Below are 13,629 nucleotides of genomic sequence, written 5' to 3'. Positions count from 1 at the left end.
TTATCGTGTTTTTGATTTTTAGGGTCTAAACAACCAATAATCAGGTTGCGTTTAGTCGACCGATTCTATCATCGCATTGCCACAATTGCCACGTTTCCCCAACCCGACTTTTAAGCGTTGGAAATATCAACACATTATGAACAATTAGAGAGCTAAAATAAGGAAAAAAGAAGCAAACAGACAAAAGTACAAATAAGAGAAGAGGCAAGCTCACCATGCGACGTTTTCAACACTCAATAACAAAACGCCGATGATGAACTAAAAAATGGACTTAGCTACATTTCTTCGAGACGACGCCCTTTGGTTTCATGCACATACTTAACCACAAAGAACACGCTAATCAGCGCAGAAGCGGCGTACAAACCATAGGCACCTCCCAAACCAATCCCGGCAAGTAGCACAGGGAATGTCATACTCACTAAAAAGTTAGCCAGCCACTGCGCACTCGCCGCCACAGCCAACGCTGCACCACGAATCCGGTTATTGAACATTTCACCCAACAAGACCCAAACCACAGGGCCCCAGCTCATGCCAAAAAACACGATATACAAATTCGCCGCCACCAACGCCAAAGTGCCATTACCACTGGTTAAGGCTAAATTCCCCTGCTCGTTCAAACCTGCGGTACTGAATAAGAACGTTAATGTCGCTAACATCACCGACATCCCGACACTGCCAATTAACAGCAAAGGCTTACGACCAATTTTGTCGATCAAGGCAATCGCGATGAAAGTAGAAACCACGTTAGTCGTACCGCCAATCACGTTGATCAATAACGACTGTGATTCATCAAAACCTGCGGCTTGCCACAATTCAGAACCGTAGTAAAACACCACATTAATACCAACAAACTGCTGGAATACCGATAAGGCTACGCCAACCCAGACAATAGGATGCAACTTGCTGGTTTTCTCAATAAACAAATCACGTAATCGGGGTTTGTGATCCCCTTTTAGCGATTGCTTCACATCTTCTATTTGCTCGGCTTCACTACCCGGAGCGATACGGTGGAACACAGTTTTCGCCAATTCAACCTTGCCATGAGCCACCAGATACCGTGGTGATTCAGGGATCATCATCACACCCAGCAAGAACAACAAGGCAGGGATCAGTTCCATCCAGAACATCCAACGCCATGAAGCAAAGCCCATCCAGGCTTGCTCTTGCGCGCCACCAGAAATGGAAGCAATAGTGAAATTACTCAGAAAGGCAGTAAACAACCCAATCACAATGGCTAACTGCTGCAACGTTGCTAAACGTCCACGTAAACGAGCCGGAGACACCTCGGCAATATATGCAGGCGCTAAAACAGAAGCCGCCCCCACACCAATACCACCAAACAAGCGATAAAAAATAAATTCCAGAGAAGAATCTGCAATACCTGAACCCAAAGCGCTGATAGCAAAGATCACCGCCGTCACCAACATGGCTGGCTTACGGCCGGATTTATCAGCCACAGGCCCAGCTATTAATGCACCAATGGCACATCCCAATAAAACCGAGGCCACATTAAAACCTGTGCCAATATCAGAAGCATTAAACGCCACTTCCAATGCCCCCACCGTGCCGTTGATAACACCAGAATCGAAGCCAAACAAAAAGCCTCCGATAGCAGCAACAGCGGAAATAAAGATGACATACCTCAACGAAACAGAATCGCTTTCCAAACCTTCTGCTCTCGCTCCCCCATTAGAAGCCGTATTCGTCGCTTCCATAGTTTCTCCTGTTTTTATTTTTATCTTGTTTTTTATTGTTATTTAACGGCATGTAACAACACGGTGTTGTTAGTCCCGTTCTCTGACTTCACAAACTCTGACTCGATAGAAAAATTCTCTTTTAACGCCAACAGCAATCCGTCTACATCATTGGTTTTAAACAATCCTGCGACTTTAATGTTGGCGATATCAGGATCCGACAATTTAAAACGGGTGGCTGTATACCGGGAAACCTCATCCAACACTTGCTGTAAAGGTTCACCACGAAAGATAAGTTGCCCTTGCTGCCACGACAAATTGGCCTGAATATCCTGCTCAGCAACCACTTGCGGTTTAGTCTGAGCACGGTTCAATTCCTGTGAAAATACCACTTTCTGACTGCGAGACACAGCTAATGACGATGCCGGCAAACGCACCGAAGTCTGATGCAACAATTCACTGGCTGGCTTAGGCTGTTCATCCACTAATACTTTGCCTTCGGTTACGATCAACTCAACCTTCTTATTTTGTATCTGCACATTAAAAGCCGTGCCCACAGCTTGAATCAACTTACCGTTAGCCAATACATTCAAAGGTCTAGCTTCATCATGAGCCACCTGAATATGTAGCTCACCATGCTCCAAAACCAGTAAACGCTGTTTATCGGTATAGGTAATCGAGACCAGACTATCCGTATTCAACGTCAGCTCACTACCATCGTCTAGTGTCTTGCGGAATTGTTCACCGACCAATGTACTGACCTTCTGGCTGGAAAATACCACCTGTTGAGCCGACGATTGAAATAGCCCTTTCCATTGATTCCATTCGCTATTATTCCAACCAAAAGCCAGTAATATTCCGACGAAAAACACCGAAGCCGCCATTGCAGCCACATTCAAAGACATACCGAAAATTGCAGGCTTCGCCGTAGACGCTTTTTCTGGAAATAATATTGCCAGCCGATGCAAAACATCCATCTTATCCCAAATTTTAGCCATTTCCAGAAGCATCTCTTCATGGGCTTTATCCTGCTTCATCCATCGAGCCAATTGCTCAATTTCATGCTTTGATAAGCCTCTGTCCATACGAGCAATCCACCCACTCGCCTGCTCCATCACATCCTGATCAGGCTTTATCTTCACCACATTATTCATTGGCTTTTTTCTCCTGATTGACGTGCTACGGGCAAGTCAACAACGTTATCAACGCCATTATTTTCCGTTTCAAATAGATCTTGTTTTGAACTCACTTTACCCAGACGTATATCAAACATATGTTGAGTGCAGCGTTTAATTCCTGTCGCGATATGTTTTTCCACCGTGCTTTCACTTATATCCATTGCTTGTGCTATTTCTTTTTGCGAATAGCCATACACTTTTTTCAATACAAATGCTCTGCGACATTGCACTGGCAATTCCCGCACAGCGTCACAAAAATGACTAAACTCTTCATTACTGGCTATGGTTGCAAAAGTCGTATCAACCTCCGACTCCAGCTCACCCACACCACCCCATTCATTTTCTTCAGGATCATAACTATCAGATAACCGGGTTTCCGCACGTTTTAGATGATCCAACGCCAGATTTTTCGCGGTTTTATACAGAAATGAACGAGGCTCAGCCACCTGTTCCGGCACTTCCAACTGGCATAAGCGCACATAGGTTTCCTGAACAATATCTTCCACTTCTTTGAGCGGCACAATACGCGATATCATTCTCGAAAGCCCGGTTCTGGCAGCCATGAAAGTACGATGTATTTTATTGTCTATAGACATGAACCTTTCAGTTTCTTAATTGCAATCACCCATAAGACGAAGATGCGGCGATTATCCTCTATACAAACAGCAATATTTTTACTTAATTGCGTACTAAACCAGCATTCAGACATAAATCTCCGGCCTGATTTACAAAAAAATAACATTTTTGTTGCATATAAGCTCTCAAGATTAAAAAATTACTTCCACGCTTATTGTTCTCGTGTACACAAGTCACGATTTCATAATGCAAGTAAACGCATAAACGAACCTCAATCCATCAAGTAGAAATCAGGCAGTGTACTTACCCGTTGTAGCAATCCCGGTGAAATTCATTTCACTGATAATGTCTGGGCTGAAAACAGCATGAATCCTTCGCGAATTGCGTTGGGACTGGCAATTGCCTGCTCATCATCGGCATGGAGTGCATCCATTTCAGAGGCAGAAAAAGCCTTTGCCATAGAACCTCAACGCGCCGACAGCGCACTGTTACAATTCGCAGAGCAAGCAAACCTGAGCATTGTCTTTCCGGTAGAAAAAGTGCAAGACATCAGCACCAACTCATTACATGGAAAATATTCCATAGAGGAAGGTATTCAGCGCTTATTGGCGCACACCCGTTTGCAAGCAAAGATTTCAGAAACAGGGCAAATCCAGATACAGGTGCAAAACCAGGATAGCGCTGAAGATGCAGGCCAATCGACAAGCACCAACTTACTGCAACGACTTCTTGATTTCTTCACACCCGATGAAGTCATGCCAAAGTCAGACAAAGAAGACTACGAAACCATTGTCATCAAAGGTATTCGTTCCAGTGTTCATCGAGCCGTTGCAGTTAAACAGGATTCCAATTTGGTGGTTGACGCCATCATGGCAGAAGACATTGGCAAGTTTCCCGATCAAAACCTGGCAGAATCACTACAACGGGTTTCCGGCGTATCGATAGACAGAGCAGAAGGCGAAGGCCAGTTCGTCACGGTACGAGGCTTTGGCCCAGAATTTAATCGTGTGCAACTCAATGGCAGACAAATCGCCACCGACAACCAAGGCCGAGAATTCAGCTTCGACATTCTGGCATCGGAGCTGGTGAATAGTGTACAGGTGTTCAAAACCCAATCGGCGAGCATGGCTTCAGGCGGTATAGGTTCAACCATCAATATCAATACCGCCAAACCGCTTAGTCAACATGGGTTTCGCTGGGCGGGCTCAGTAAAAGCTCATTATGACGATAACCGTCAGGAAACCTCGCCCGAGCTTACCGCCCTTTTCAGCAATACTTTCGATGACAATCGCTTTGGTGTCCTGGTTTCCTATGCCCAACAAGAACGCTCAACACGCATCGACGAAGCGCAAATAGATGGCTGGCTGCCCGACACCAATATTCCCGATGACCAGTTACAACGCCAAAGCAATCATATTTTCGTGCCCCGAAATTACGACCAACGCGTTCGCTTTGACAATCGCAAGCGCCAAGGCGGAACCTTGGTACTGCAATACCAACCCAATGAATCGTTTGATATCACCCTGGATTACCTGCATTCCAGCTTTGACGTGAATACAGATGTCACCTCAATGGGGCACTGGTTCACATCCAGTAATCTGGAAAATGTGCTTACCGACAGCAATGGCACCGTGGTCGAATTTGAGCAGAACATAGGCCACGCCACCGATTTTCACGCCAAAACCTTCGATCGCCCAAGCTCACTTAACGCCTTGGGAAGTAACATCAAATGGCATATTTCTGATCGCTGGCAAATAAATCTGGATTGGTCCCATTCAGTTTCAACGCTCGAAGATAAGCAAGGTGCTGGCGATTCCTTATCTCTGATAGGCTATTTAAACCGTTCTCACTTTGATCATTCCTCAGGCAATATCCTGCCAGCTATTAACGGTTTTGAAAGTGCTTCAGCCAACATTATCAACGCCGAAGGCATTGCTGCAGGTGTGAGTCATTATCTGGATCCGGCAAATGGCAAAGCTCACGTATTCCTGCTTCGAGGCTGGGATATTCGAGATCAAATTAACCAATGGCGCATAGATAACCTTTTCGATATTAACGGCGATTGGTTAGCGCAAATCGACATTGGCTTTCAGCTCAGTAAACGCAAGAAGCGGAATCAACGTTGGGACAACGAAGCCAATGCGGCTCACTGTACATTTTGTGGTTATGACTCAACGCCTGATATTCCCGATGATTATCAATGGCTATTTGACGCTGGCGAAGGGTTTCTGTCGGGCATTAGCGGGCATGAAAACATTCCTCATCAATGGTTACGACATGATCAGCAGCAATTGTTAGCTTTCCTGCAAACCAATACAGAGCAAAACCTGAACGCCCAGTTGCGCAGTCACTCATTCTCAGTGCAAGAGGATATTAGCGCAGGATATATCAATGCTCACTGGCAACAGGATTGGCAACTCTGGGATTTCAGTATGCAAACCGGTGTCAGGTTTGAGCAGACCGATGTGTCAGTGTCGGGTACGGAATCGCCTCTTTTAGAGCTGGTTATTCTGGATCAAACCGAATTAGGACAAATCACCGCTCCCGCTGTAGAGACATTAAGCAAAAATCGCTACCACCACTGGCTTCCAGCCCTGAATCTAAAGCTGGAATATGACAACAACTGGGTATTCCGTGGTGCAATCAGTAAAACCCTGACTCGGCCCACGATTTCTCAGCTTTCACCGGCATTGGTGTTAGACACAACACGCCAAGGCGGAGACCTGCGCGCCAGCTCTGGCAACCCGGCATTGAGGCCCTTTGAATCCTTCAATATCGACATGGGAATCGAATACTACTATCAATATCCCAGCTATATCTCTGCTAATTATTTCCGCAAACGGGTTAAGCATTTTATTTTGAGTAATGTGGATACAATCACCTTCCCCGGCGTCACCGACCCAAGTACAGGTATTAATCCCAATGAACCAGACGAACAAGATAGCTTAGCCGAGTTTGACCATACCTATCCTCAGAATGCAGAAACCGCCGTTGCCGATGGTTTTGAATTCAGCCTGATGCATCAATTCGGCGATAGTGGTTTTGGAGTTTTAGCCAATATGACACTCATAGACAGTAATGCAGAACTGAACAGAGAAGATGTCAGTCGCAAGTTCGCACTCACCGGCTTAAGCGATTCGAAAAATGTCATCCTTTACTACGAAAAAGCACCCTGGCAATGGCGACTCGCATGGAATAGCCGAGATGCCTTCCTGCAATCACTCACGCAAAAACGTAGCGCCGAGCCGACGTTTGTCGCCCCTTATCAACAATGGGATATGAGTATGAGCTACGACATTAATGATCATCTAACCCTGGTTCTTGAAGGCATTAACCTGACCAACGAAGTCGTGCATAAACATGGAAGATACAGTAATCAATTATTGCTAATACAAGACACAGGAACGGCCTATAGCTTAGGTATAAGAGGTGTGTTTTAACATGAAAACCAAGGTAGGCTTAGATAAAAAAATGCCAGCCTAAACAGGCTGGCATTTCTACACATAAACCGAAGTTAATTAGTTACCGGTAAACTGAACATTATCCAGATAAGAACTCTCTGTACCTCTAGAACTATTCTTATAAAATCTCCATTCTAAAGTATGTTCACCTTCATCCAACTGAACCTCATAATTTGTCCAGACACCAGAGTTTCTTATTTGCTTTATGTAACTACCATCAACATATAACTGAACATTACTGCAACAATACTGAGGTGTTTTCAAATCAAATGACATTATCCCTTGACTGAAAAGTGCTGTGAACTTAACTAAACTGCCACTACTACCTGATAATATGGCATCAGAGCGAAGACTTTGAGCCCCTTCACTGGAATCGTCATCAGCCAGAAACCAATCCGCTTGATTATTCTCGCCCATTTCCCAGAAAGGAGCTAAATCTGCCGCTTCAAAATCCTCGCTAAAACTGGTTAACGCTTGTGGCACAGAATTATTATCTATCGGGTCGGTATTATATTTATAGACCTCATCACCATCAGTAAATCCATCATTATCTGTATCAGCATTTAGTGGATTAGACGCTAGTATGATCTCTTCACTATCCGAAAGCCAATCTCCATCACTGTCTGACTTAATCGGTGAAGTACCATGCGTATTGATTTCAATAAAATCATTCAATCCATCACTATCAGTATCTGCATTAGCGGGGCTTGTCTTATTTGTATATTCCTCAAGATTAGTCAATCCATCAAAATCATCGTCCAAAACGGCGTCAGCAGAATTATCATCCGATAGTCCGTACTTGGTCTCCCACCATGCAGGTATTCCATCATCATCATTATCACTTAGATCAATTTCATCAAAAACGAAATCACTTCCATCGTGCTGAACAACAACTGCCTTACTTTCGTTGTGGAAAAGGCCAAGGATGGAGTAGTCATAAGTAAACGTATTGAATAGTCGCATAGTGCCAATTTCATGGAGATTGACATACCAGTTATCACCGTCCTTATAGGCCGTAATCAAAAGTTCATCAGTGCCCACAGCATCAACTAAGGAATAACCTATATCCCCCTTCAGTTCCATGCTGGAAGAGTCATATATCTCCCCTGAACCCAAAAGTACCTGTGACCCAGATTTAATAAAATGAATACCACCATTAAGAACATTGGAATTATAAGAAGAACCGGTTGGCTCAGAAATAGCCCCCGAAGTCTGGTTAATTCCTTCCGCATAAACACGATATGCATAGTTTAGGCTATCAAAATAATAAACCTTATTAGTACTACTATTCCAAGCATAGTGAGTTGATGTTCGAGACCAGGATCTCTGGTCTTTCAAACTACCGTTAACATCAACAACATGATGCATATAGGGAGATGAACCATTTTGGATCAAAAGATATTTACCGACAGCCGCCAAACCAATAACTTTCTTATAAACACTATAAAATGCTTTTTCAGAGCGAATATCATTCAAATCAATGTAGGTAACCTGCCCCGTGCTATATCCCAGGTATAGGCGAGAGTGCGATAGCGAATACTCAACATGAGTTGGATATATAGGCTCATTATTGCTTTGACGACCAACAAAAATCGAATCTAAATATTCATTGGTAATTAAAGAACGTCGGTGAATCCTTCCATTATCAGCATCGTATAAATAAAGAATATTATCTTTATCCATAAACATGACTTCCGGTGTAAAGTCACCAACTGTTGCTGCATAATCACAACCACCAATACCATTATCATGAATACTATCCCAGCAAGAAGCATCGGAAGGATAGGAATCCAAGTCTAACCCTGTTGTAGAATCTGAACTTGAATAGCCATTATTCCAGGAATCAGGGAATCCATCACCATCTGAGTCAAGAGAAGCCGCGGCATCATTAGGAAACGCATCCAGACTATTGATAATACCATCACCATCCAGGTCATTATTTTCCGAGAACATTGAATAAACAACTTGTCCCCCCTGAATCGTGACCAATACGACACCTTCTGTTGTTTCAAGAACCGCCTGAACAGAACCAGAGAGTTCTATTGATTCTAATTCGACATCATTTTCCAAACGACTCAGACGATATACACCACCAGTCAAGTTCTTGGCTAAAATTTGCTGACCATTTTGCAGCCATACTCCTTGATGGAAGGAGTCTTGCTGCACTGACCATGACAAATCATCAGCATTAAAAACATTGCCATTACCAAATAGAATTTTTGAACCATCTCCAGATATCAAGGCTGGATACTGGGGCCCAGAGTTGAAGCCCGCACTGGTAATATTAGAAAGACTTCCTGATTCAGAATCCACGCCTAAAAGATACATATAGTAATTTGAAGAAAAAGCTAAAATCTGACTTTGAGTTTTATTCCAGACTAAGTGCTCCGCGGAATAAGTATATTGGCTCTTACTGGTAACAACACCATTTGCGTTAATCAACGAGATATATTTCGGATAGTCTGGGTTAACTGCAATATAATTACCCGTTGAAATCATATTCGAGATAGAATTCTCGAACTGGTGAAAATAAGTTTCACTACCAATATTCGAAAGATCAATATAAGTAATTAATCCTGAACTATAAGCAAAATAAAGTCGGTTATGGTTTTCTGAATAAACAACAATATTAGGAGCCACATACTGATTTCCATCAGTATAACCAACAAAAATAGGGTTTAAATGGCTCTCTGATGTGGCAGACCAGCGATATACCTTATGGTTTTCCTTGCTGTAGGAATAAACTATACCGCTTGAATCCGCAAACAATACATCAGGGGTATAAACCGGAATTGTAGCTTCAAAATCACATACTCCATTACCATTATCGTGTTCCTCTAACCAACAAGCGGAATCCTGAGGAAAACTATCCAGGCTCAACCCTGTTGCTGAATCTTCCGAACTATACCCCTCATTCCATTCATCAGGGTAACCATCATTATCCGCATCTAGTGAAGCGGCCGGATCGTTGGGAAAGGCATCATCAATATTATCAACACCGTCGTTATCGCTATCGTTACTTGGTAAATACTCATTAATAGTCAATAAGTCTTCAATGATTGAAACAATAAAGACCTTATCTCCTACTCGAACTAACTTAATATATTCGCCATCTAGCAATTTAGACTCTAATCGGGTACTGACATTATTTTCATTGAACCTGAATAAATAATCGCCACTTAAAACAGCAATCTCGTCATTACCAACATTCACAACATCAGAAAATACGCTAATTCGCCCTACAGAAGTAAAATCATTAGCATTGATAACATGACCAGAAGCGCAAAAGATTAAATCACTTGATTCCTTCAATACCATAGGAGGTGAGCACGTACCCTGGCTATTGTAGCTTGTAGTAAACGTCCCACTTTCAATATCAATATTCTGATAATACAAAGAACTATTAGCAATCAATAATCTCTGATTATTGCTATCCCAAGCAAAAGGCTTAGAGCTACTATTGTAGACGTAACTATAAGACTGATCGGTTATGTTGCCATTTGCATCAATCAAATATTGAGTGTTGGAAACAGACACAAGCAAATAACTATCGAGAACCATCATTTGCATAGCCGAAGTTGAATGCCCAACATTAAGTAAAGAAACTAAAGTTGATACTGACAAAGGTGAGGTATTTAAATCTACATATGCAATACCTCCATCGCTATAACCAGCATAAAGCTGAAACGTTTCAGCGTTTACATCAATATTAAGAGATGTTGATAACTGAAGAACCTGGTCTCTATCAATATTAATCGAACTGATATAGGCTTCATTTTCAGAAGACCAACGATAAACACGTTCATTTTCATTAGATAACAAGTAGATGATAGAAGAATCAGCTACGACCTGATCGGGTGTAAAATCAGGAACTGTGGCTGAAAAGTCACAATTTCCATTACCGTCATCATGCTCTTCCAACCAGCAATCATACTCCTGTGGAAACGCGTCCAGACTTAAACCGGTAGTAGAATCCTCTTGAGCATACTCTTCATTCCACTCATCTGGATAGCCATCACCATCAGTATCAAGAGAAGCAGCGACGTCCATAGGGAATGCATCATTCGCCTGTGACACACCATCACCGTCAGCATCAGTATTTACTGAGTAAGAATTAACTGTCAGGTAATTTAACTTTTTAGTCACTACGCTAAAACCGCTTTCAGTTTTAGCTAGAGAAAGAGGTGATCCTTCAATGAACTGGCTTTGGAATGTTCTAAACTCGGAATCTCTAGAATCAATTTTGGTATTACCAGCCGAATAAGAAAGAGTTGTGAGATATTGATCGTCATTCCATTCAGCATGACTAACAAGTTCATCCCAACCACCGACGAACTTCATTTCAGAACCAGAAAAAACGTTACCCTTATATATCGTTTTATTACTCTCGCCCTTGGTCAGTATTATAGGCGCAGAAACTGGCTGGGAACTTGAATCGAGATTCAAGTAGCGGCTAAAATCCCGAAGAATCTTTCCTGAGGAAGCATCGATATAAATTTTATATAAATAACGATAATTCCCTAAATAGAAAGCATTGATTTCGTCATCCCATTTATAACTGAAATCCTGATTAGAAAAGTAAGCATAGTAACTCTGTTTTAAATCACCATTTACGTCATATATATAAAATTGGTAATTCAATATCGCAAGAATGAAATTGCCTGCTGAATAGACTTCATAGGCGCTTTGATTTAATTCCACAAAAGAATTTAAACTTCCCTGCTCATCAGCATACTGAATAGCTCCATCCTCAAACATCACATACAGGCGTTGATGTGCATTTGAGTACATAAAGGACTTGACCGATGCGTTCTCGTCAATATCAATCAGAGAAGAAAAGTGTTGACTTTCACCATCCAAAATCAAAATTTTAGACAGTTGAGGAGAATAGAAAATATGTTGTCCGTTAAATGACTTAAGCAGAAAATCATCATCTTGTCTTAAAAGAGTTAAGTAACATTGAGATCCGTCACCGTCTTGCGCAGCATAGCAGGCAGCATCATTGTCATACTCATCTGCATTATTGCCTATACCATCAGAGTCCGAATCTTCTGATTCTGATTCATCAAAGGGAAAAGCATCTTCGGAATCAGGAGTGCCATCATTATCATCATCGGTATCGGCATTATTACCAATGCCATCGCCGTCAAAATCCGCCGACTCTGTAGCATCTAATGGAAAAGCATCTTCAGTATCCGCAACACCATCGCCATCGTCGTCTTCGTCAGCGTTGTTACCAATACCGTCATTATCAGTGTCATATGATTCAGTGGCATCTAATGGAAAAGCATCGTCAGTATCGGGGACGCCATCACCATCATCATCAGTATCTGTTGAATCTGGAGTTCCGTCATTATCAGTATCTACAGCTTGTGCTGGTGGGGGGGACTGAGAATTTCCGTCACCACTTCCGCCCCCACCACAAGCGGACAAAGTCAATAAAAAAATAGCTATAAATAGCAGATTGTTCCTTTTCATTAAAATCTCCTAATACCCTTAGCAAAGCTGAATGCAAGGAATATCAATATGTTGTATGAAATGTGACTGGTAAAAACTGGCAAAAGAATCGATGTTTTTCCATAAACAGAGGAAATATCCTTCTGATTACTTACGATCACCAGTTTATATAAAATTAGCTCTTTCTAAACAAGCAGCATTATAAAAGCGATTAATTTTCTAGCAAGCAATTTGCAAAGAAAAGAAGCTAACATCTAAAATGTTTCACAACCCCCAAATGAAATTTCAAAGATTAATATCGCTTCTATACAATGACGACAAACACTCAGACTCTCAAATAAACTCAATAATGCAACCCGACCAAGAACTACTTATCGCCATCAACACCACCATGCCCTTTGGCAAATATGCCGGTCGTAAATTACTCGAACTGCCAGAACCCTACCTGGTATGGTTTCACCAGAAAGGATTCCCCTCAGGAAAACTAGGAGAGCAACTGGCATTGATGTACGAAATCAAACGTAATGGTTTGGAAGGCATGTTAAAACCACTATTAAAATAATATATAAATCAGGTAGTTAAAAAACTCCTCTTCCTTATTCCCGCCCTTTTATCATGAAAGCCTGGATACTCTCAGGGCAGGAGAAAAACCTCATCAATCATTAGCACTAGTAAGTATTTCTATTTATTTGAAGTATCAATCAAACCAAAATAACAGAACAAGCAAATAATAAATCATCTAAAATGATCTAATAAAACACACATTAATTCGTTCTCTATCAATTAAAAAGAGTTTTCCATTAAAAACCCGCATAATAACCCACTACAATTAACATCTAATGCAAAATAAGTAACCTCAATAGCATTCTCTTTAAAAACAAGACTTAAGTTATTAAAAATTAAACCTGCGTATTGAAATTACCTAGTTTAGTGCTCTGCATACATATATAACAAATTGTTATATTGAATCTTTGATTTCGAATAAAAATAGATCAATAATAATTAGCACTCTAATTATTAGCTTAATGATATTTAGAGATATATCTTTGCAACAAAGGCTATTAACTTATGAATACCGAAAGCAGTAATCAATTCACTATTACTCGCACATTCAATGACACTTGCATCTGGTGTCACTCACTTCGCCAACGTATCAGTAAATTCACCTTGATGTGGGGTACGTTGAGCGCCTTCCTCATCATTGTTTCTATTCTCGCTGCCATCAGCAGCATCGCTGGCAAAGGAGAAGCAGAGGCACACTAA

7 protein-coding genes are annotated in these 13,629 nt (G+C 41.7%); 3 read left to right on the top strand and 4 right to left on the bottom strand.

What is annotated here, in order from left to right:
• Positions 1–275: 275 nt before the first annotated feature.
• Genes KIH87_RS08665 through KIH87_RS08655 form a run of 3 tightly spaced genes read right to left on the bottom strand, consistent with a single transcriptional unit; the run spans position 276 to position 3,468 of the window.
• Positions 276–1,715, bottom strand: coding sequence for a sugar porter family MFS transporter (locus tag KIH87_RS08665; protein WP_232361134.1), 1,440 nt, complete (start codon positions 1,713–1,715; stop codon positions 276–278).
• 38 nt (positions 1,716–1,753) lie between these two features.
• Complete coding sequence (locus tag KIH87_RS08660; RefSeq protein WP_232361133.1) at positions 1,754–2,848, bottom strand: FecR family protein; 1,095 nt, start codon at positions 2,846–2,848, stop codon at positions 1,754–1,756.
• Positions 2,845–3,468: an RNA polymerase sigma factor gene (locus tag KIH87_RS08655; RefSeq protein ID WP_232361132.1), complete on the bottom strand. Its 624-nt coding sequence runs from the start codon at positions 3,466–3,468 to the stop codon at positions 2,845–2,847. Before KIH87_RS08655 ends, KIH87_RS08660 begins: the two co-directional genes overlap by 4 nt.
• Positions 3,469–3,813: 345 nt before the next feature.
• Here KIH87_RS08655 and KIH87_RS08650 point away from each other — a divergent pair, with 345 nt between their 5' ends.
• On the top strand, positions 3,814–6,888 hold the full coding sequence (locus tag KIH87_RS08650) for a TonB-dependent receptor (protein WP_232361131.1): 3,075 nt from the start codon (positions 3,814–3,816) through the stop codon (positions 6,886–6,888).
• A gap of 78 nt (positions 6,889–6,966) precedes the next feature.
• Here the strand turns inward: KIH87_RS08650 and KIH87_RS08645 are convergent, their stop codons facing one another.
• Complete coding sequence (locus tag KIH87_RS08645) at positions 6,967–12,387, bottom strand: hypothetical protein (protein ID WP_232361130.1); 5,421 nt, start codon at positions 12,385–12,387, stop codon at positions 6,967–6,969.
• A gap of 328 nt (positions 12,388–12,715) precedes the next feature.
• Between KIH87_RS08645 and KIH87_RS08640 the strand changes: the two genes are divergently transcribed.
• Positions 12,716–12,928, top strand: coding sequence for a DUF3820 family protein (locus KIH87_RS08640; protein WP_232361129.1), 213 nt, complete (start codon positions 12,716–12,718; stop codon positions 12,926–12,928).
• Positions 12,929–13,434: 506 nt separating this feature from the next.
• The gene (locus KIH87_RS08635; protein WP_232361128.1) at positions 13,435–13,629 is read left to right on the top strand and encodes a hypothetical protein; all 195 of its coding nucleotides are present in this window, start codon (positions 13,435–13,437) and stop codon (positions 13,627–13,629) included.

This window comes from Paraneptunicella aestuarii, from assembly GCF_019900845.1.
Taxonomy (GTDB): Bacteria; Pseudomonadota; Gammaproteobacteria; order Enterobacterales; family Alteromonadaceae; genus Paraneptunicella; species Paraneptunicella aestuarii.
Note: the sequence above shows the minus strand (reverse complement) of the source record. Positions and strands in the feature narration are given on the sequence as shown.